A 20,217-nucleotide genomic window follows, 5' to 3' on the forward strand; every position below is an offset into this window, starting at 1 on the left:
TGCCGGGGAACATTGATCTGGATTCAGGTACGCGCAGCAACGCCTGTCCCCGCGGAAAATTCCAGGTCATGCGCAGAGGCCGGAGCGCCACAACTACGGCTGCTTTGCCTCGCTTTTGGCCGAATCCGGAAACTTTAAAATTCGGTAAGAAAGTGGCGGCGCCGATGGACAAACGCCATCTTCAGCTCAGGCGACCGCTCCTGAAAGTTCCCAGATATCGCGGGCCCGGATGGCCGGCCGCAAGAGCGCCGTCGTCGTTGTCTCTGAAGAGAATGGTCGGGTGATGTTTGGATCAATCAAGGCGTTCATCTCGTGTGCGATGGAAGACGCCAATCAACGGAAAAACGTCGAGCAGAGAGAGCTTCTCATCGTGACCGCGGCATTGCTCATCCGCGTCGCCACCGTCGATAGCGAGCTATCGGATATCAGGCGCGTCAGATTGCATGCCATTTTCAGATCGCATTATGGACTGGATGACGCGGCTACGGTTCAGCTTCTCGTTGATGCAGATGCAGTCGCTCGTAGCGCGGTCGATCTTTATCGCTTTACCCGGCAACTCAACGAGTTGCTCGATGACGATGGACGTCGACGGATCGTTCAACTGATGTGGGAGATCGTTTACGCGGATCAGCGGGTCAACGAGTTTGAAGAGAATCTGATCTGGCGTGCGGCAGACCTTCTGGGCGTATCGTCCCGGCAGCGCGTTGAACTTCGACAGCGCGTCGTCGCCGGCATAAAGAATTTGGCCGCGATGTCAGCCTGACGCGATCAGGTGCATCCTAGAGATGCCGATCTTCGGCATACTCACTGGGCCAACAGTGCGGCTCCGAGAGCCACCGTCAACGCGAGCAGTGAAATTCCAGCCACATGCCATTGGCGAAGCGTGCCTTCCGCTTGCTCGATGGTCCTGCCCCAGGCTGGAGCGATCTTCACACACCTGTCCAGAACGACGACAATATCTCCCTCGGGAATATGGGGCAGCCGTCGCACCCAGCGCCACAGCACTGCCGCCAATATGGCGCCCAGCAAAACTGGAAACAGGGCTTTCCACAGCAGTTCGGGCGCCAAAGGATTGGGCAACATTCCTTCGGGGACCGCGAGGAATAGCGCCCATGGTACGATGAGCGACGCTACGGCGGTCGACAGCCATGGCCAGAACAGGCTCGGCGCAGCGGTCGCCTCGTAATCCGTTGATGCCGTCGTCACCAGGCCTCGCACGAACTGCAGCATGAGCAGCGTCGTGCCGACAGCAGACAGCGTTGCAACCGTGTTGGCGGCTCCGTCCCCGAGCGGTCCGTCGACCACGATTTTTGCCAGGGCACCGCCGGTCAGCGGGAGACCGCCAAGGCCGACGGCAATGATCGCCACAGGGAGAAGGATGGGCAACAGATATCGGCGACCGGTCGCGGCGATCACGCCGACGGAGAGAAACAGCGCGCCTTTGACCAGAACGTGGTTCGCAGAATAGAAGATCGCCGCCAGTGCAGCGCGACCATCTCCGGCGATCATGCCCATACCGATGACGGCCACGATGAATCCCATCTGGCTAACGCTCGAATAAGCCAGCACAACCTTGGGCCTGCGTTGCGTCATTCCAATCACCACCCCGTAGAGCGCCGCGAACAGGCCTGCAGCTGCGAGTAACGTTCCTGCGTGGGGCAGTGCCGTATCGAGGGGGAGAAAGCGGATCATTCCGAGGATGCTTGCCTTGACGGCTGCACCACTCAGCACTGCGGCCGCCGGCGCCGGCGCGGCTGCATAGGCCCGCGGCATCCAGACGTGAAATGGAACAAGGCCCGCCTTCATGCCAAAGCCTGCGATCAACAGGCCGATGATCAGGTCGCGGTGCGGCGACGCCGGCAGTGCGGCAGCGGCATCGCCGATCAACAGCCCATCGCCGGGAATGTCCATCGCGAGCAGCACGAAGGCGATGAGCAGCAATGTCTCCGCCAGCAATCCAAGGCCGATATAGAGCGCGCCGGCACGCCACGCATCGGCTGTTTCGTGCTGGATAATGAGGCCGCAGGCGCCAAGCGTCAGCATGGCCAGAAACAAATAGAAGCCCACCATGTCGGCGGCGAGAAAGACGCCGATGCAGCCCGTCAGTGCGGTGAGCCAGCACACGGCAAAACGCCCACGATTCGGCCTGCCCTGCAGATATGGTGATGCGTAGGCCCCGGCCATGATCCACAGCAGCGCAGCAACGCCGAGCAGCAGCGCCCCGGGAAGATCAAGAGCGAAAGTCAAATGCAGACGGGCGGGGCCGACGACAAGCGGGGAATCGTCGGAGACAAGGAGCACGGCCACAAATGCAGGAATCGGAGCAAACGCCAGATACGAAGGCATTCGCAGTAATGCCATTGGCCAGAGGCAAGCCAGCAGCATCCCGAGCGGAAAGAGCAAGGCGAAAGCCAGCAAGGGATAGGCCTCTATCATCGCTGCCAAGCCATCGGCGCCTCCGGACGACCAACTTGCAATACATCGATCGGACCGAGCGCCACGAGCCCCAGCAGAACCGAGAGCAATGCCAGCCCCAGCGCCGCCACTTCCTGATACTTCGGCACCGCGGCGTGCAATGTCAGCGGCGCGCTTGGTGGGCCCATCGCCCGCGACAGCACGATGAAGATATATGCGCTCGTGAGCAGCCCGCCTGCGATGATCACGATTGCCCACCACCATTGTGCCGTTGCAATCGTCGCCTCCAGCAACAGCCACTTTGCCAGAAAGCCACCCGTTGGCGGCAAGCCGATGAGGCATAGGCCACCAAGGCCGAAGGCGAACATCGTCATGGGAAGCGCACGTGCGATCCCGCCAAGCTCCGAAATCTGGTCATGTCCAAGCGCGGCATAGACAAGTCCGGCAGCCATGAACATGGCTGCCTTGGCGGTGGCGTGCGAGATGGCCTGGAGCATGCCTCCCGTCAGGGCATCGCCATACTGGAGATGCAACGGGTCGGCAGCGAGCGGAAACATCAGGAACAGATAGCCGATCTGCGCGACCGTCGAATAGGCGATCAGCAATTTGAGCCGTCGCTGGCGTAGCGCAACGATATTGCCGCATATGATCGCCGACGCCCCCAGCGCCCCAAGGAGTTGACCGCCGGCTACGTTCAGCAGACCCGGCATGGCGTCGAACCAGAGCCGCACGACCAGAAAGAATGATCCCTTCACCACGACGGCTGACAGAACCGCGCTTGCCGCCGCCGGTGCGCCGGCATGCGCCGGGGGAAGCCAGAGATGCAGTGGAAAGAGCGCGGTTTTGGCGAACAGCCCCACCGTCATCAGCGTGGCAGCAGCGAGCGTCGCTGGTTCAAGACGCACGCGCTGCGACATCAAGACGATGTCGAGGGTCCCATAGCTGCCGTACAGCAAGGCCGTTCCGACCAGATAGAGGATCGAGCCCAGCAGCGCAAAGAGCAGATAGCGCAATGCTGCCTGCAAGGTCTCCCCGCGGCCATCGAGACAGACCAGCGGCACCGCAGCGAAGGTCAGCAGCTCGAGCGCAACGTAGAGTGTGAACAGATCGCCGCCGAGAAAGATCATGTTCATCGCGCCCGAGATCGCCATGAGCATGACCCAGAACACCAGAGGTGCGCGGGTTTCGACGGATGCTGCGCGACTGCCGAAATTCGCATGCGCGAACACGCCGATGAGGCAGATCACGATGGCCATTGCCACCATCATCGCGACTGAAAGTCCGTCGGCGCGCAGCGTGATGCCGAGCGGGGACTGCCAGTTGCCCACAATGTAGCTCAGCGACGTTTCGCTTTGCCATACTTTCAGGAAGACGATGCATGCCACGCAGAGGCCTGCGGGCAACAGGAACGCAGCAATCCTTTCGGCGTACCGCCCGCCAAGGACAAACGACAGCAGGATGCCGACAACCGGCAATATGATGGCCAGAACAAGAAGCGCCCCGTCGGCAGTCGTCGCCTCAAGCGCGGTTGCAGCCGGCATCAGGATTTTTCCTCGCCGGTTTCAGAACTGTCGGAACCGATCGAGGCGCGGCCGGTCTCATCCCCAAGACGCTGCACCAGCGCGACAGCCATGGCCGTCGCCGCGAACGCGACGACAATCGCGGTGATCACCATCGCCTGAGGAACAGGGTCACCACCGAGCCCGGCCGCTGCCGCCCGCCTGGCGATAATGCCGAACAGCAGAAACACACCGCTCCCGAGCAAATTGAATGCAAGGATCTTGCGTAGCGGCTCGGGATTCGTGATGAACCCGTACAGTCCGATGCCCACCAGCGCTGCGCCACACAAGCCGAACAGCGTTGCCGCGTTCATTGCTGTGGTGCCCGTACCGGGGGTCCTGCGGCCAGCATGCCAAGCGCCACAGCGATCGACAGCGTGAGAGCGGCTTCCACGGCGACAATCAGCGGTTTGGCGTAGCCCGCCGGGTAAGCCAGGAAAGCGTCAGCGAATACCCATCCAGCGAGGCCAATGGCAAGGAACAGCACCGGCCCGGCGACGAGCAGACCACGCAGCCAGAGCCGACCGATCGCAGGAGCCCTCTGTAATCCTGCGACAATGACAAGGAGCCACATCGCGGCCAGCACCGTGCCGCCCTGAAAGGCGCCGCCAGGGTCTTTCGCTCCGACCCAGCACATATAGATTCCGAACACGATTCCCACCGGCGGCAGAAGCTGAGCCAGAAAGATCAGCGTGGGATCGGGCTTTGCGTAAACCTGCAAGCCGGGCATTCCACCCCAGGCATGATCTGGCGCCAGCGACCAGACCCCGAGCAAAGCGAGCAGCAGGACCACCTTTTCGAGCAGCGTGTCGAGCGCGCGGAACACGAACAGCACGCCGGCGACAGGGTTGCCGAGACCACTCGGCGGCAGGTTTACCATCACGGTGGGCGCGAGTGTCGGAATAGCCTCCGGCGGATAGAAGATGGCAACGGCAAGACCCGCCGCGACCAGCGCACACAATGCACCTGCGGCAAGCCACAGCGGATAACCAACCCTTACACTGTCGACATTCACGGAGCGGGAACGCGCAACGGCGCCGAGCAGCAACAGGCCGGTCATGCCGCCGCCGATCGCCGCCTCTGTCAGAGCCACATCGACAGCGTGGAGCCGGACCCATGCCATGGACAGAAGCAGCCCATAGACAACGAACATGACAACTGCGGCGAACGCAGTGCGCACAAGGATGGCTGAAGCACCGATCGTCAGGATCAGCGCAACGAGAGCGACATCGAAGACGGAGGCAATGCTCATCCGTCCGCTCCGTGGTGGCGTACCGCACCGGCGATCAGTTGGGTGACGACCGCCCCGGACAGCTGGACCAGCAGCCAGACGATCACCAATTTGACCGCGAACAGCAGGCTGCTCGTCTGCGGCAGCAAGCCCAGAACGATCAGGCCAAGACCGAGATTGTCAACCTTGGTCAGGGCGTGCAGACGCGTCAGCGTATCCGGGAAACGCAACAGACCCACCGTGCCCGCAAGGAAGAACAGCGCTCCTGCGGAGACCGCGCAAATGGTCAGGATATCCATGACGAGGCTCATGCGCCCCTCACTCCCCTTTGGCTTCGGATGACGCGCCGGACGCGTCTCTGACGAATGCGACGGCCGCAAATGCTGCGAACAGCGCGAGCATCACACCAACATCCATGACAGGCGGCGTCTCGGTTGCGACCGCGAGCAGAAGGAGGATGGCGACTCCTCCCGTGCCCAGCAGTTGGACGGCCATCAGGCGGTCCACATCGGCCGATCGCCGAAGAATGGCGAACAGGCCCAGCGCCACCGTCAGCAGCACAAAGACCGAAGCACCCAACAGCAGGCTAGGCATCGGACCTTGCGCCTCCGAGCGCCCCCATGCACAGGGTTTCCTCCATCGACAATTGTTCGACGACGGGCTGCGTCACATCGAGACAATGAATGGCCAGACTGCCGTCATTCGACGTTCCGCACGGAAGCGTACCCGGCATCAGGCTCATGATCGCGCAAAACGTATTTCGCTTCCTGCCCGGCGGCTGCTGCGCCTGATAGGTGATAAAGCCCGGCTGCAGCGGCAGTCGTGGGTGAAGCGCCCGCAGCGCAACGTCCGCTCCCGCGACAATCGACTGATAGAAAAAGTGCAGGACGAATCCGGCAAACTTGATCGGGCGAAAGCCCCACTGTTCGACAGGAAGCAGCTTGAGGCTCGCCCAGGTCGCTGCGGCAGCTGCAATCAGACCGGGGCCCCAATCGCCGGGATCGCCGCGCGTCAGCGCCAGCCAGAAGCCGAAGAAACCGATAGCGCGGATCACAGCACTGCCGATGGCATCCGACCACCTCGCCGGACTCGCCTCGCCAATATTGCCGGCCTTGATCAAATTCATTGAAGCCACCCTAACGACTGTTGTCCGTACTCCGCTTTGATTTCTGCTTGCTCTTCGTATTGTAAACGGGCTGCTGGGGCTCCTCGACGACGATCGGGTGCTGCGGAATCTTCAGACGATCGATGCGCACGTCGTCCCGCAAGGCATCCCGGTCCATCCGGTCGCCACGCTCGACGGAATCGCGTGGCTCCGCGCTGGCGGCGAATGCCGTACAGATGAAGAGAATAGCGGTACCTGCCGCCACAATCGAATTCCGCATGACCGCCTCTTGTGTCCTGATCGCTAAAACGCGAAGTCGAGCCGTGGGCCGATCAGCCAGTCTCTATAGTGACGCAGCGCCACGTTTGAGTTTCGCGCCTCGTAGATGACGTTCGTGGTGAGCGATACGTTGCTGGCGATGTTGTATTTCAGGCCGAGAGACGCCGAATAGATCTGGTCCTGCCGGTCGCGGTTCAAGCCGTCTGTAAACCAGAACGCTTCGATGAAAGGCGTGCTGACGATCGACCATTTCGAATTCAGCTCGACCTCGATGCCAAGCAGCGCATCGGCACGCCAGCGCCTGGCCTCAGCGAGATCGGAGAAACGATAAGTGAGCTGGAGGAGCGGCGAGAGCGTGACATTGTCGAAGCTGAAATCACGCGCGATAGCGCCGGTGACGTCGTGGGAGGTGAAGGCGAGATCGCGAAACACGCCGTCGTAGTCATATCTGTTTTCGTAGGTGGCGCTTATTCTCCAGCCATACAGATTCTTCGTCAGCCGCGCGCCCAGACGCGCAATGGCGGCATTGCCGTCGTGCTCTCTGGAAAATGCCTCAAACTGAGCACGTGCAAAAATACGGTAGGACAGGTCCGGCGCAAGTTTGCCGTCCAGCCGCAAGCTCACATCGGGCTCATAGTAAAAATCCCCCCGCCGGTCGTCGCGCGAAAACAGGGCATTGGCCGTGTAGGTGGGCGATAGGGATCCAACAACGCTCCATGTCGGGCTCATCGACGTGTATTCGACCTTTCTGAGCTCGGTCAGATCGATGTCGGCAGCTACTGCCCCGCTGGCATAAAGGAAGCTTGTTGCTGCCAGGACAATTCTGGATCCACGCATTGCACACTCCCCAGACAACTACTCTCCGTCGGTCGATGGTGCTGGCTTCGGTATTAACAATCCCACGATCTCGCTCCCCCGAGCAGAGAATGGTCGATTGCGTTAGTAATCCACGGCATCGCGGATGATCGGGCAGGTCATACAGTGACCGCCGCCACGGCCGCGACCGAGTTCGGCGCCGACGATCGTAATCACCTCGATGCCTTCCTTGCGGAGCAACGTGTTGGTGTAAGTGTTGCGGTCGTAGGCGTAGACGACACCTGGCGATGCGCAAACGAGGTTGGCGCCACTGTCCCACTGGGTCCGTTCCCGCTGGTAGTCACTGCCACCGGCTTCGACCACGCGGAGCTTCTTGAGGCCCAATGCTTCCTCTACAACGCCGACAAACGACTTCTTCTCGGCATGCAACTCGACACCGCTCGGATGATCGCTCGGACGATAGGAATAGGTACGTGTCTGGTTCATGAAGTCAGGCGCGAGCAGCACGCAGTCGCGGTCGGCGAATGTGAAGACAGTATCGAGATGCATCGCCGCGCGGATCTTGGGCATTGCCGCAACGATGACGCGCTCCGCGGCCTTCTTTTTAAAGAGGGTCGCGGCAAGCTGGCTGATCGCCTGGCGTGAGGTGCGTTCGCTCATGCCGATCAGCACGACCCCCTTGCCGATGGGCATCACATCGCCGCCTTCCAGCGTCGCTAGTCCATGGTCCTCTGTCGGGTCGCCCCACCAGACATTGACGTTGCCGGCAAAATCGGGATGAAACTTGTAGATCGCTGTGGTGAGGATCGTTTCCTCATGTCGCGCAGGCCAGTACAGCGCGTTGAGAGTGACACCGCCATAGATCCAGCAGGTCGTGTCGCGCGTATATAGCGTGTTCGGCAGCGGCGGCAGAAGATATTCAGTCGCCCCCGCGGCCTCCTTCACCATCCTGAGTGCCGCGCCCCCATGTGCTTCGGGAAAGTCATGGGTCGACAGGCCACCGATCAGCGTTTCCGCGAGCTTTCGGTTGTCCAGCCCGGACAGGTAGCTTTTGAGCTCGTCGATGAAGCCAAGGCCAACCTGGTTCGGCACGACCTGATTGTCGAGGATCCAGGCCTTGCCCTCCGGGACTGCCAGCGTCTCGGCGAGCAGGTTATGCATCTCAACGACATCGACGCCGCGGTCCCGCATTTTGGTGACGAAATCGAAGTGATCGCGCTTCGCATTATCGACCCAGAGCACATCGTCAAACAGCAACTGATCGCAGTTGGACGGGGTCAAGCGCGTATGCGCAAGGCCCGGGGCGCAGACCAGAACCTTGCGCAGCTGGCCAACTTCGGAGTGCACACCAAACGGGACTTTTTTTGCGCTGGCCATCATGAACTCCCATCGATTTCCTAGATGCTGATATAGCCGGTGGCGAGACCGTGGATGCCGACTACGCATCCGACGACAGCGACGCCGAACAGGACCCATTCTGCCGGAGTGAAGAGCTGCTTGTTGAGCTCCCTCCGCGTGATGAAATACAGGATTGTGCCGGGCGCATAGATGATGAAGCCAAGCAGCAGAAATTTCATACCGCCGGCGAACAGAAGGAAGATCGTGTAGGCAGTCGCCAGGACAGCGATGATCGTGTCCTTCCGAAGATCGCTTGGATCGGTCTCGTAAGTCTCCTTGCGGTAGACCAGCATCAACGCGAACGCCGCCGAGAGGAAATACGGGATCAGCGACAGGTGGCTGCACAGCGAGAGAGCGAAGGTGAAGGCATCGTCGGAAAACAACGTCGCGATGAGAACAACCTGAACCAGCAACGTGCTCATCAGGAGCGCCATTGACGGAACCTGATTTGCGTTTTCGCGCGCCAGGAAGGCCGGCATATCTTGCCTCTTCGCCGCAACCGACAGCACTTCGGCAGCCATCAGGGTCCAGGCAAGATAGGCCCCCAGCACCGAGATAATCACGCCGATGCCGATGAAGATGGCACCCCAATGACCAACGGCCGCTTCGAGCACGCCGCCAACCGAGGGTTGACGCAGTTGCGCCAGTTCTTCGCGGGGGAGGATGCCGTATGCAAGGATGGACACCGACGCGAACAAGGCCAACACGGCCAGAAAACCCGTCACAGTCGCAATACCGACGTCCTCGCGCCGTTGCGCGAACCGGGAGTAGTTGCTGGCGCCTTCGATGCCGAGAAACACGAAGACCGTTACCAGCATCGTCGCCTTGATCTGCGCGAAGAGATTTCCGTAGTCCCCGCTTGCACCGCCCCAGAGGTTTCCGACGAACACATCCGGCTTGAAGAAGAAGATCGACAGGACGACGAACAACAGCAGCGGAATGAGTTTGGCAATCGTCACGATCTTGTTGATCGCTGCCGCCTCCTTGACGCCGCGCAGCACAAGGAAATGGAACGCCCAGACACCGACCGACGATAGTGCGATGGCAGTGACCGTATTGCCCTGACCGAGCGCGGGGAATAACGCGCCGAGCGTCGACTTGATCAGAATCCAATAGGATACGTTGCCGACGCAGGCACTGGCCCAGTAGCCAAAGGCAGAGAAGAAGCCGACATAGGGCCCGAACCCCTCGCGCGCATAGGCGTAGACGCCCGCATCGAGATCCGGCTTGCGGTTGGCCAGCGTCTGAAACACAAATCCCAGCATCAGCATGCCGGCACCCGCGACGGCCCACGCTATCAGCGCTCCATAGATGCCGGTGGCCTGAGCAAAATTTCGCGGTATCGAAAACACACCGGCGCCGACCATGCCGCCGACCACCATGGCCGTGAGCGTCCAAAGCGGCAATTTCTGGTCGCCTGCATTGCTCATGGCCAAAGCACTCCCATGTGCAGAAGCGGTCGGCCTGCAGCAAATGGGACATGCAGGCGACCACCTGCGACCGGGGTCTGCAAGACGCGGCGACGGGATTGAGGAATGATTGACCGCGAAGAGCGTGCGCACCGATTATGTTGCACAGCCTCATACGGTGGTCGCAGGAGCCACGCCGTTGCGCGCAAGGCGCTGGCAGATGTAAACAACATCAGGTCCTGCACCGGCGCCCCCTTCCAACATCAACTACTGGAAAGAAGAGCACATTCGGGACGCACCACGATATCGGGTGATGCCCTAGGTTGAAGACCGGGAGTTACCCTAAGTGCCGAAGCGTCCGGCGTGAAACAGATACGATCTGACTATGCTTGCGCCGATCGGAGCGGCTCCGGCGCCCTCTCTTTTCCCCCGAACCATGCCACATACAATGTGGGCAGAAAGATCAGAGTGAGAACCGTCGCAACCAACAGCCCACCCATGATCGCAAAAGCCATCGGTCCCCAGAACACCGTTGGGGCGATCGGTATCATGCCGAGCACGGTCGACACGGCCGTCAGCATGATCGGGCGAAAACGAGAGCTTGAGGCGTCCAGCGCGGCGTCCCACACGCTCTTCCCTTCATCGCGTTCGGCGTCGATCTGACCGATCAGGATCACCGCATTTTTCGTGATCATGCCGAGCAGCGCGAGAATGCCCAGAATCGCGACGAAGCCGAGCGGTCGGCCTGACAGCAGAAGGGCAGCGACCACGCCGATGAGCCCGAGGGGCGCCACGCTCAGGACCAGAAACAGCCGCTGAAAGCTCTGGAGCTGGATCATGAGGACCGTAAACATGATCAGCAGCATCACCGGCACAACGGCGATGACCGACGCTTGCGATTTCTGACTTTCTTCGACCGTGCCCCCAACAACGATCCTGTAGGATGCTGGAATGGTCTTCGAGAGTGCGGCAATGGCCGGCGTCAACGAATTGACGACGGATTCCGGAATTGCACCGGCGGTGATATCCGTCTGCACCGTGAGGGTCGGGACACGATCACGCCGCCAGATCAGGGGATATTCCTGCTCGTATTCGAAAGTTGCAAACTGGCTGAGCGAAACCGTCTGCCCGCCTGGCAGCGGAACTTGCAAATTGCGCAAGTTGGGCAACGAGACGCGCTGGTCATCGACCGCGCGCGCAACGACATCGATCAAATAGATATCATCGCGAACCTGCGTGACCGTGGTCCCTGATATGACCGTGTTCAGCACGCCTGCCAGGGTTTGAGAACTCAGCCCGAGCAACCGGGCCTTGTCCTGATTGACCCGAATACGCACCTGCCTTGCCGGCTCGATCCAGTCGAAATTGACGCCATTCGCCTTGGGATTGGCGGCGATGACCTGAGCAAGCTTGAACGCAATTTCGCGCACCATGCCTGCGTCAGGACCACTGACGCGATATTGGACGGGCCAGCCGACCGGCGGCCCAAGCTCAAGAGGCGAGACCCGTGTAATCGCATTGGGAAAATCATTCGCCAGAAGCGTCTCCAGCTTTGCGCGGATACGTTCACGCGCTGCGACATCCTTTGCGACGACCACTGACTGGGTAAAGAAATCATTTGGCAGCTGAACATTGAGCGGAAGGTAGAACCGGATAGCACCGCGGCCCACATAGGTGCTCCAGCGCGCAACATCCGGATCACCCTGCAGGGCAGCATCGAATTTCTGTGCCGCTGTCTGGCTGGCATAAATGGATGCGTTTTGCGGCAGGCTGATATCGACGAGCAATTCCGGACGATCGGACGACGGGAAGAATTGCCGGGGGATGAACGGGAGAAGAAGAAACGAGCCGACGAAAAGCACCAGCGAGAGCGCGATGGTCAGCCATTTCGCCCGCATGGCGAATATCAGGAAGCCGCGATACCACCTGAAAACTCTGCCGGGGGCATCCGTCTTGCGCTCCTTCGGCGGCTTGAGGATGACAACGCCCATCAGCGGAGCGAAGATCACGGCAACGAACCAGGAGACGATCAGCGCAATACTGACAACGGCAAAGAGGGAGAACGTGTATTCTCCCGCAGAACTCGCGGCAAAGCCGACAGGCACGAAGCCCGCGATGGTCACCAGTGTTCCCGCCAGCATGGCGAACGCGTAGGTGCGAAAGGCAAAGCTGGCAGCCTGAACCTTGTCGTCGCCTTCAGCCAGCCGGTTCAGGGTGGCATCCGTGGTGGTCATCGCATCATCGACGAGGAGCGCGAGCGCGATAATGAGCGCGCCGAGCGATATGCGCTGCATGTCGATTCCGGCAAGCTTCATGATCGGGAACACGATGGCGAGTGTCAGCGGTATGGACAGCGCAATGATCAGGCCCGGGCGCACGCCAAGGCTGATAAAACTCACCACGAGAATGATGGCAATTGCCTGCAGCAATGACATCATGAATTCGGAGATGGCGCTCTCGACCGTGACAGCCTGGTCGGCGATGAGCTTCGGTTCGATGCCAATTGGCAGATCCGCCGTGATCGCGGCCATCGCCCGCTTGAGACTCTTGCCGAGCGCGAGAATGTCTCCGCCGTCACGCATCGAGATGGCTAGGCCGATGGCTGGCTCGCCGTTGACGCGAAAAAGGGGCTGCGGCGGATCGGAATAGCCGCGCGTAATCCGGGCAATGTCGCTCAGGCGGATCATGCGCCCGCCAGCAACGAAGTTGATGTCAGCAACATCCTGCTCGGACTGAAATGCGCCGGACACCCGAAGCGATAGTGTCTCGTCGCCCGTTTGAATCGTGCCAGCCGGCCTTATGATATTTTGCGTCTGGAGAGCGGACAGCAGTGCGGTGCGGTCGATGCCAAGGCTTGCCAGTTCCTTCATCGAAAATTCAACGAAGATCCGCTCGTCCTGAGCTCCCAGCAACTCGATCTTCGATACGTCGGGGACTAGAAGAAGCTTCGAGCGGACGTCTTCCACATAGTCGCGAAGCGCGCGGTGCGTGAAACCGTCGCTCGTGAAGCCATAGATAATTCCGAACGTATCGCCGAAATCATCGTTAAACCCGGGTCCGACCACCCCTGCCGGCAGCGTATGGCGGATGTCACCAATGTTCTTGCGGACCTGATACCAGGTGTCGGAGACTTGTTTGGCGTTCGCGTTCCCCTGCAGGTTGACGAAGATTGTGGTGACGCCTGCCCGCGTGAAACTGCGCAGGAAGTCCAGATGCGGCGTTTCCTGCAGCTTGCGCTCGAGGCGCTCGGTGACCTGTTTGACGGTCTCCTCAACCGTTGCCCCGGGCCATGCCGCCTGAACGATCATCGTCTTGATGATGAATGACGGGTCCTCGCTGCGACCGAGACGGAAGTAGGACAGGACACCGAAGATAACGGCAACAATCATGACATAAACCACCAGGGAACGGTGCTTAAGTGCCCATTCCGAGAGGTTGAAGCCGGTCATTGCTCTGACCCAAGAAGACGTATTTTCTGGCCGGGGTGCAGCGCCTGCACACCCGCGGTCACGATGACCTCCCCCGTGTCGAGTCCCTGAGACACCACGACCTGCGCTTGCTCGAAGCGCAAGACGTCCACGTTTCGGATCGAAACCGTGCGACTCGCGGGATCGACAATCCAGACTGCGGGCTGTTGATTGGCCCTCGTCAATGCCGATGCCGGGATCTCGATCATGGGGACGGCATCCATCTCCATGCGCCCCACGACGGTCGCGCCAAGCCGCATGGCCGCCGGCGGATCCGTCAGGCCAACCTTGATTTCAAAGGTGCGCGTGACGGGATCGGCCTGGGCGCCGACCTCACGGACACGACCGTGAGCCGTCACCGCGGGATCGTCCGTCAGGCTGACGGCTATTTGCGGATCGCTCGGTGCCGATCGGAAAAATTGAGCCGGTACGTCAAAGACTGCATCGCGGCCATCCTGCCGCGCCAGCCTGAGAATCATTTGCCCGGCCTGGACAACTTCTCCAGCGCCAGGTCCGACTGCGGTTATGACGCCCGGTGCATCTACCTTCAGCTCGGTAAAGCTCACCAGATCATGTGCCGTCTTGAGCTGGGCCTCGGCGGCATCGACCTGCGATTGAGCGGTTTGTTGCGCCTGCGTTGCCTGGTCGTAGTTGACGCGGGTGGTCCAGCCCTGTGCAAGCAGTGTCTGCTGGCGATCGAAATGATTGCGTGCCTGAGTCAGTTGCCCCTGCGCGGCCGCGACAGCCGCCTGAGCCTGGCGCAACGTGTTCAACTCATTCTGGGATTCAAGCCGCGCCATGACCTGACCGGGCTGCACCCGATCTCCGGTCTTCCCGTTGTTTTCGATCAGTCGGCCCGAGATGCGAAATGCCAGCGCCACCTCGTCTTCCGCTTCGATACGGCCGGTGAATGAAAGCGGCGCGCCCGCAATGCTCTTCGCAACAGTGACTGTACGCACGGGCCGCACGACAGGAGCGGCTTCATCAGACTCTCTGCCGCACGCGGTCAGCAGAAACGCCGGCACAATGGTTAGAATAATTATAATCGTCCGATATCGTGTAACTCGACATAGGGAGGCATGACGCGCATACGCAGGCATGAAGAAACCCTCGCTGAGCAAAATTGCACACCAGATTCGCTGACCACCTCGCAAAAGCAGATAGCTGGCTTTTGCCTGCGTGATCGCCTGCCCGCCAATTCTTCTATGAATCGAAGTATTCTGGAGTTGCGGATATCTACCCGGTATCGGGGAAACTACTGATCGCACCAACGATTCTCTGGCGCCGTGCTGACACTCTCAAACCGCAGCAAGATCCAAGCGCCCTGTTGAAGACGATAAGGTTCCTTGTGCAAAGCAAACGCGGCAATTAACTGAAATTACTTCTATTGTTACTTCGTATATTTTGAGACTGAGTACAGTCAGTCGCGACATCGGACGATCTGGCGACATCTTACTTGACGCCGATTCAATCAAGGGTATTTAGTAAGGATAACTTCGCGCAAGAGAACGATGGCATTTAACCTTAGTGGTTACTCGCCACTCGATCCAAGATGCATCGGACTACATGATGGCCCACAAGGCTCAGGTAGACGACTCGTGTCGAATTCACGTTCGGGAAAAGATCGTGGTTCACGACACTTTCAACGGCACTGCTAGTGCACGAACAAAATTGAAACTAGGCAAATCAGGCCCTGGTAAGCAGCTCTTAGCGCTTCAGGAGGATATGCAGCAGCGGATTGCATCAGACCTTCACGATTCGACTTGCCAGCATCTGCTGGCCGCTAGTTTGAATATGATGCGAATGAGGTGCGCCGTTGCTGGCATCGGCAGCGCTATAAAAATTTGCGATGAGATCGACGCGTCGATCTGTGAGGCCCTTAGGGAAATCAGGGCTTTCACCTACCTCCTGCATCCCCAGAATTTGCTCGACGGCGGATTGAAGTCGGCGATCGAGGAGTTTGTGGTGGGGCTTTCATCGCGGACATCGCTGGAAACGCGTCTCAAGATCGATGCTGCGGTCGATGCATTGCCTAACGAAACGCAGCGCTCATTGCTGAGAGTTGTCCAGGAAGCGCTCGCGAACGTCTTCAGGCACGCGAAAGCGACGCAGGTGAATATCTCGGTCAAGGCCACAGATACCAACGTCACGCTTCGGATCAGCGATAATGGCTGCGGAATGCCGATTTCTCAGGCGAGAGATCGCCATAAGGCAGTGCCGCTTGGTGTTGGAATTCCGGCCATGAGAACGAGACTGGATCAGATGGGAGGCACATTTGAGATTCACTCGTCATCCACAGCGGCATGTAGCGGGACAACGGTGTACGCGACTATTCCACGATCCATCTCGCGCAAAGGAAACAAACCAGCGGATATCCACCAGGGCGGCCGAGGATCGACGAAGATCCGACCGTCGCATGGCTAAAGGTCAGCTAACGGATTCAACAATCTGACGCTCAGCGAGGGCAACGAACTCCAAGGGCTGGATCTTCTCGATGAAAGTATTTTGCCACCCGTAAGGAAATGACATCGGAGTACTGAGGACCATGAAGCAGATTATGATAGCCGATGATCATGACGCGGTGCGGGCTGGAATTCGTGCAATTCTGGAACGACGTCCCGGATGGGAAGTCGTCGGCGAGGCCCGCGATGGTAAAGAAGCTGTCGCTTGCGCCATCGAAAAGCAGCCAGATGTCGCTATCGTTGATTACTCGATGCCATTCATGACCGGCCTCGAAGTGGCGAGGCGGATGAAGGAGTACAAACTTCCAACAGAGGTGCTTATCTTCACGATGCACGACTCGATCGCGCTCGAACTACAGGCATCTCAAGTTGGCGTTCGCGCATTCCTGCGAAAATCCGATGCCAACAAAATGCTCCTGGCGGCCGTTGAATCACTGATGCATCACAGATCGTTTCATACCGGCGCGATTTGCGGCACAATGGTCGGATCGGCCGACGGCAATATTGGCGCAAGCCGATCGCTTTCGCCGCGAGAGAAGACAATCGTTAAACTGGTTGCCGAGGGTTACAGCAACAAGCGTGTAAGTGAGACCTTGAATTTGAGTATCAAGACGACCGAGACCCACCGAGCTGCGGCGATGCGCAAGCTCAACGTAAAATCGACTGCAGGTCTGGTTCGGTATGCCGTACGAAATAATCTAGTAGAAGCATGATTGCGCAAACATGGTCGACGGCCCTCACGGATTTGGCAGCCGTGATGCATATCATTTCGAGGCGGTCGTTCTAGCGAGCTGCTTTCGTCAATTGGATATGGCCAGTGGTTCCAACGAATGGGAACGGCACTGTGAAGCAGATCTTGATTGCAGACGATCATGAAGTCGTGCGATCCGGATTGCGCGCGATCGTCGAAAGCCGTGCGGACTGGGCTGTGAGCGGAGAAGCGAGCGATGGCAGGGCTGCGGTCGCCATGATCAGGGAGTTGAAGCCCGATATAGCAATTGTCGACTATTCCATGCCCGTCCTGAATGGTCTGGAGGTGAGCCGTCAGATCAAGTTGCATTACCCCCGGACGGAGGTGCTCATCCTGACAATGCATGAAAGCAATGAAATCCTCACCGAATCCCTCCTGGCAGGGGTACGAGGCTTCTTGTTAAAGTCAGATGCGCGACATCATCTCATTGCAGCGATCGACGCATTACTCAATCACCGGCCTTACTTCACCGGTGTGGTCGTGGAAAAATTGCTTCACGACTACCTGGCCAGCAAGAAGGACAAATCGAAAGTCCTGCTGTCGTTACGCGAGCAGAACGTTGTCCAGCTGATCGCCGAAGGACACACCAACAAGTCCGTCGGCACGGTACTGAATCTCAGCGTGAAAACTGTCGAGGCCCACCGCGCATCCGCTATGCGCAAACTTGGAGTTTCCTCCACTGCCGAACTGGTCCGGTATGCAATTCGCATGAAACTGATTGGACCCTAGCTGCCATAGGAAATGTGGGGGACCATGCCTGAGCCGAGAGTGGATCAAGCCATCCTAGCCAAGGACGTTCGAAGTCAGGATCTTCCGACGGCAGGAGCGAACGCCGGCCGGCGGCTGACCCTCGGGGGAGCACTCGTTATTCTGGGTGTTGCCAGCGGCATCTTCCTCGCATGGCGGGCGTCGTCCAGCCTTCTCATCATATTTGCGGCGATCCTGCTTGCATCGCTTCTCGATGCCTGCGCTCGGTCGCTTGGTCGATACATTCCGATCGGGCGCGCGTGGCGGCTAGCCATCGTGATCGTCATCCTGACTGCAGTGGTCGTGCTGGGGACAATATGGGGGATTGGAAAAATCCCCGAGCAGGCCCGGATCCTGATGCGCGTCATGGACGCACAACTGGATGTCCTGCAACAACGTCTGCTGGCTTTTGGCGTGGATCTGTTCGGCCCGGACGGAGGGCGCGACTTCTCCCGCTGGTTTCCCGATCATGACAAGCTCTTTGGCCACGCGCAATCGGCCGTCGGGACCGCCTCGAGCTTTCTTGCCAATACGCTCGTCATCATATTTCTCGGCCTTCTCTTTTCACTCGATCCGCAGGCCTATCGCGACGGCGTCGTATTGCTGGTCAAACCCTCCTCGCGTGAGCGCATGCGCTCTGTTCTGGATGAAATGGGCGCCGTGTTGCGCTCATGGCTCATGGGGCAACTGATCCGGATCGTCCTGATGACCGCCTGCGTGTGGCTGGCGCTCTATTTGCTCGGCCTTCCAAGCGCCTTTCTGCTTGGCCTGCAGGCCGGTCTGTCGAACTTCGTGCCTTATCTCGGCCCGATATTGGCCAGTATTCCCGTGGGATTGGTGGCAATGCCGCTTGGTCCCTCGATGGTGATCTGGGCCATCGGGATCTACACCGTTATTCAATCCATCGAGGGCTATGTGATCGGCCCGCTCATTCAGCGGCGCGCGGTGGAGCTGCCGCCCGCATGGACACTGGTCGCCATCGTCCTGCTCGGCTCTCTGTTCGGCGTCCTGGGAATTGCGCTTGCGATGCCGCTATTCGCGATCGGGCGCGTCGCCGTTCTTCGGCTCTATGTCGAGGACTGCCTGGGAGATAACCTGAACGACGGTCCTGACCTTAGGTAAAGGCGGGAAACTCCGACTAGATGGAAATATTGCCCATCGCAAGATTGTAGAGGCCAGCGGCCGCTGCCACGAGGATCGCTCCGAACAGGATTCCTTCGGCAGATGCAAAGACCGTCGCTTTCTGTTCCCGCCGCGCGATCACAAACAGGATCGTGACCGGCGCATAGAGAAGTGCCGAAAGCAGCAGGAAGGTGGGACCGCCTGCGTAAATCATCACAGCCGCGTAAATCGTGGCGAGCGCACCGCGCCCCGAGTCGATGGCGCGGCTACGTGGCTCCGTTTGATATGTTTCCCCGGTCCATGCGAGTTTAAGTCCGTATGCAGCGACAAACAGATAGGGAATGAGCGTCATTGAACTCGTCATCTTCAATGCCAGCGTGAAGGCATATTCAGCAAAATAGGTGACGAGCAGGAAAAGCTGGATCAGGCAGTTGGTAAGCCACAGCGCCCCTGCGGGCACTTTATTGATGTTCTCGCGCGTGAGGAAGCGCGGCATCGTGCCGCTGACGGCTGCGGAATGGAGAACCTCGGCGGCGAGCAATGACCAGGACAGGTAATTTCCAAGCACGGAGATCAGCAGGCCGATGCTGATGAATACCTTGCCCCAAGGCCCAACGATCGCTTCCAATACGCCCGCCATCGACGGCGTCGCGAGCGCGCTCAGCTCCGGGCGCAGAAGAATTCCGTAGGACAGCATGGTGACCAGGACAAGCAAAGCGAGCACACCAAGAAAACCCAGAACCGTCGCGATCCCGACATCGTTGCGGTCCTTTGCGTAGCGCGAGTAGACGCTTGCTCCTTCGATCCCCACGAACACGAATACGGTGACGAGCATCGTGTTGCGGACCTGGCTCGACACACTGGCAAAGCTCGGCTCCTCACCGCCCCAGAAATTATCCGCGAAGACATCGGCCTTGAACGCAAAAGCGGCAACGACGATGAACAGGAGTATCGGTATCATCTTCGCGAATGTCGCAATCGTATTGAGCGCAGCAGCTTCCTTGATGCCCCGGAGGATAAGGATGTGAACGCTCCAGAGCAGCAACGACGCGGCCACGATCGCAACGGGCGTGGTGCCGTCGCCAAACACCGGAAAGAACTGTCCCAATGTCGCTTTGATCAGCACAAGACAAGCAACATCGGCAAGGCAGCATCCGATCCAGTAACCGGCCGCAGATGCAAAGCCGGCATAGTCGCCGAAGCCAGCTTCAGCATAAGCGAAAATGCCCGTATCGAGATCGGGCCGACGCCGGGACAGCGTCTGAAAGACAAAAGCGAGCATCAGCATACCGGTGCCGGCAATGCACCAGGCAATCAGGGCGCCGAGACCGCCCGTGGCGCGACCGAATGCCGATGGTAATGCAAAGATCCCGGAGCCGACCATCGAGCCGACCACGAGCGCAATCAACGCGCCGCGCGAGAGCTTCTGATCGGATGAATTGGATGATGTTCCCAT

Annotated in this window: 19 protein-coding genes; 5 read left to right on the plus strand and 14 right to left on the minus strand. The window is 59.3% G+C overall.

What is annotated here, in order from left to right; genetic code table 11:
- Positions 1–229: 229 nt before the first annotated feature.
- Positions 230–763, plus strand: coding sequence for a tellurite resistance TerB family protein (locus BLW80_RS08185; RefSeq protein WP_244528051.1), 534 nt, complete (start codon positions 230–232; stop codon positions 761–763).
- 41 nt (positions 764–804) lie between these two features.
- Here the strand turns inward: BLW80_RS08185 and BLW80_RS08190 are convergent, their stop codons facing one another.
- From BLW80_RS08190 to BLW80_RS08250, 13 genes are all read right to left on the minus strand, one after another.
- Positions 805–2,436, minus strand: a complete 1,632-nt coding sequence (locus tag BLW80_RS08190; protein ID WP_093757576.1) for a proton-conducting transporter transmembrane domain-containing protein — start codon at positions 2,434–2,436, stop codon at positions 805–807.
- The gene (locus tag BLW80_RS08195; RefSeq protein WP_170849612.1) at positions 2,433–3,956 is read right to left on the minus strand and encodes a complex I subunit 5 family protein; all 1,524 of its coding nucleotides are present in this window, start codon (positions 3,954–3,956) and stop codon (positions 2,433–2,435) included. Before BLW80_RS08195 ends, BLW80_RS08190 begins: the two co-directional genes overlap by 4 nt.
- Positions 3,956–4,288 (minus strand): NADH-quinone oxidoreductase subunit K, encoded by a 333-nt coding sequence (locus tag BLW80_RS08200; protein ID WP_093757578.1) that lies wholly within the window; start codon positions 4,286–4,288, stop codon positions 3,956–3,958. Before BLW80_RS08200 ends, BLW80_RS08195 begins: the two co-directional genes overlap by 1 nt.
- Positions 4,285–5,226, minus strand: coding sequence for an MnhB domain-containing protein (locus BLW80_RS08205; RefSeq protein ID WP_093757579.1), 942 nt, complete (start codon positions 5,224–5,226; stop codon positions 4,285–4,287). The genes BLW80_RS08200 and BLW80_RS08205 overlap by 4 nt, the downstream gene beginning before the upstream one ends.
- Entirely contained in the window at positions 5,223–5,516 is a 294-nt protein-coding gene (locus BLW80_RS08210; protein ID WP_093757580.1) for a monovalent cation/H(+) antiporter subunit G, read from the minus strand. Before BLW80_RS08210 ends, BLW80_RS08205 begins: the two co-directional genes overlap by 4 nt.
- A 7-nt stretch (positions 5,517–5,523) precedes the next feature.
- On the minus strand, positions 5,524–5,799 hold the full coding sequence (locus BLW80_RS08215) for a monovalent cation/H+ antiporter complex subunit F (RefSeq protein WP_093757581.1): 276 nt from the start codon (positions 5,797–5,799) through the stop codon (positions 5,524–5,526).
- Positions 5,792–6,331 (minus strand): Na+/H+ antiporter subunit E, encoded by a 540-nt coding sequence (locus BLW80_RS08220; protein ID WP_093757582.1) that lies wholly within the window; start codon positions 6,329–6,331, stop codon positions 5,792–5,794. Before BLW80_RS08220 ends, BLW80_RS08215 begins: the two co-directional genes overlap by 8 nt.
- A 10-nt stretch (positions 6,332–6,341) precedes the next feature.
- Positions 6,342–6,590, minus strand: coding sequence for a hypothetical protein (locus BLW80_RS08225; RefSeq protein WP_093757583.1), 249 nt, complete (start codon positions 6,588–6,590; stop codon positions 6,342–6,344).
- Between the two features lie 23 nt (positions 6,591–6,613).
- Complete coding sequence (locus tag BLW80_RS08230) at positions 6,614–7,426, minus strand: outer membrane beta-barrel protein (RefSeq protein ID WP_093757584.1); 813 nt, start codon at positions 7,424–7,426, stop codon at positions 6,614–6,616.
- A gap of 102 nt (positions 7,427–7,528) precedes the next feature.
- The gene (gene arcA, locus BLW80_RS08235) at positions 7,529–8,782 is read right to left on the minus strand and encodes an arginine deiminase (protein WP_244528053.1); all 1,254 of its coding nucleotides are present in this window, start codon (positions 8,780–8,782) and stop codon (positions 7,529–7,531) included.
- 20 nt (positions 8,783–8,802) lie between these two features.
- Positions 8,803–10,233 carry a basic amino acid/polyamine antiporter gene (locus BLW80_RS08240; protein WP_093757586.1) on the minus strand — a complete coding sequence of 477 codons (1,431 nt, stop codon included), beginning with the start codon at positions 10,231–10,233 and terminating at the stop codon, positions 8,803–8,805.
- A 362-nt stretch (positions 10,234–10,595) separates the two neighbouring features.
- Entirely contained in the window at positions 10,596–13,661 is a 3,066-nt protein-coding gene (locus BLW80_RS08245; protein ID WP_093757587.1) for an efflux RND transporter permease subunit, read from the minus strand.
- The gene (locus BLW80_RS08250; protein ID WP_093758171.1) at positions 13,658–14,779 is read right to left on the minus strand and encodes an efflux RND transporter periplasmic adaptor subunit; all 1,122 of its coding nucleotides are present in this window, start codon (positions 14,777–14,779) and stop codon (positions 13,658–13,660) included. Before BLW80_RS08250 ends, BLW80_RS08245 begins: the two co-directional genes overlap by 4 nt.
- 526 nt (positions 14,780–15,305) lie before the next feature.
- Between BLW80_RS08250 and BLW80_RS08255 the strand changes: the two genes are divergently transcribed.
- From BLW80_RS08255 to BLW80_RS08270, 4 genes are all read left to right on the plus strand, one after another.
- A complete protein-coding gene (locus BLW80_RS08255) occupies positions 15,306–16,103 on the plus strand; it encodes a sensor histidine kinase (protein ID WP_170849613.1) in 798 nt (265 codons plus the stop codon).
- A gap of 121 nt (positions 16,104–16,224) precedes the next feature.
- A complete protein-coding gene (locus BLW80_RS08260; RefSeq protein ID WP_093757589.1) occupies positions 16,225–16,854 on the plus strand; it encodes a response regulator transcription factor in 630 nt (209 codons plus the stop codon).
- A 131-nt stretch (positions 16,855–16,985) separates the two neighbouring features.
- Positions 16,986–17,621 (plus strand): response regulator transcription factor, encoded by a 636-nt coding sequence (locus BLW80_RS08265; RefSeq protein WP_093757590.1) that lies wholly within the window; start codon positions 16,986–16,988, stop codon positions 17,619–17,621.
- A gap of 12 nt (positions 17,622–17,633) precedes the next feature.
- Positions 17,634–18,761 carry an AI-2E family transporter gene (locus BLW80_RS08270; protein ID WP_244528055.1) on the plus strand — a complete coding sequence of 376 codons (1,128 nt, stop codon included), beginning with the start codon at positions 17,634–17,636 and terminating at the stop codon, positions 18,759–18,761.
- 16 nt (positions 18,762–18,777) lie between these two features.
- Here the strand turns inward: BLW80_RS08270 and BLW80_RS08275 are convergent, their stop codons facing one another.
- Positions 18,778–20,217 carry a basic amino acid/polyamine antiporter gene (locus tag BLW80_RS08275; RefSeq protein ID WP_093757592.1) on the minus strand — a complete coding sequence of 480 codons (1,440 nt, stop codon included), beginning with the start codon at positions 20,215–20,217 and terminating at the stop codon, positions 18,778–18,780.

Origin of the sequence: Tardiphaga sp. OK245, from assembly GCF_900108575.1 — a bacterium.
GTDB lineage: Bacteria > Pseudomonadota > Alphaproteobacteria > Rhizobiales > Xanthobacteraceae > Tardiphaga > Tardiphaga robiniae.

Bases quoted from the DNA above. Each gene is read 5' to 3' on its own strand.
- BLW80_RS08195 (WP_170849612.1), bottom strand. From the start codon at position 3,956: ATGCCGGCTGCAACCGCGCTTGAGGCGACGACTGCCGACGGGGCGCTT.
- BLW80_RS08190 (WP_093757576.1), bottom strand. From the start codon at position 2,436: ATGATAGAGGCCTATCCCTTGCTGGCTTTCGCCTTGCTCTTTCCGCTC.
- BLW80_RS08240 (WP_093757586.1), bottom strand. From the start codon at position 10,233: ATGAGCAATGCAGGCGACCAGAAATTGCCGCTTTGGACGCTCACGGCC.
- BLW80_RS08275 (WP_093757592.1), bottom strand. From the start codon at position 20,217: ATGGGAACATCATCCAATTCATCCGATCAGAAGCTCTCGCGCGGCGCG.
- BLW80_RS08250 (WP_093758171.1), bottom strand. From the start codon at position 14,779: ATGCCTGCGTATGCGCGTCATGCCTCCCTATGTCGAGTTACACGATAT.
- BLW80_RS08260 (WP_093757589.1), top strand. From the start codon at position 16,225: ATGAAGCAGATTATGATAGCCGATGATCATGACGCGGTGCGGGCTGGA.
- BLW80_RS08200 (WP_093757578.1), bottom strand. From the start codon at position 4,288: ATGAACGCGGCAACGCTGTTCGGCTTGTGTGGCGCAGCGCTGGTGGGC.
- BLW80_RS08270 (WP_244528055.1), top strand. From the start codon at position 17,634: ATGTGGGGGACCATGCCTGAGCCGAGAGTGGATCAAGCCATCCTAGCC.
- arcA (WP_244528053.1), bottom strand. From the start codon at position 8,782: ATGGCCAGCGCAAAAAAAGTCCCGTTTGGTGTGCACTCCGAAGTTGGC.
- BLW80_RS08205 (WP_093757579.1), bottom strand. From the start codon at position 5,226: ATGAGCATTGCCTCCGTCTTCGATGTCGCTCTCGTTGCGCTGATCCTG.
- BLW80_RS08220 (WP_093757582.1), bottom strand. From the start codon at position 6,331: ATGAATTTGATCAAGGCCGGCAATATTGGCGAGGCGAGTCCGGCGAGG.
- BLW80_RS08230 (WP_093757584.1), bottom strand. From the start codon at position 7,426: ATGCGTGGATCCAGAATTGTCCTGGCAGCAACAAGCTTCCTTTATGCC.
- BLW80_RS08225 (WP_093757583.1), bottom strand. From the start codon at position 6,590: ATGCGGAATTCGATTGTGGCGGCAGGTACCGCTATTCTCTTCATCTGT.
- BLW80_RS08215 (WP_093757581.1), bottom strand. From the start codon at position 5,799: ATGCCTAGCCTGCTGTTGGGTGCTTCGGTCTTTGTGCTGCTGACGGTG.
- BLW80_RS08245 (WP_093757587.1), bottom strand. From the start codon at position 13,661: ATGACCGGCTTCAACCTCTCGGAATGGGCACTTAAGCACCGTTCCCTG.
- BLW80_RS08185 (WP_244528051.1), top strand. From the start codon at position 230: ATGGCCGGCCGCAAGAGCGCCGTCGTCGTTGTCTCTGAAGAGAATGGT.
- BLW80_RS08210 (WP_093757580.1), bottom strand. From the start codon at position 5,516: ATGAGCCTCGTCATGGATATCCTGACCATTTGCGCGGTCTCCGCAGGA.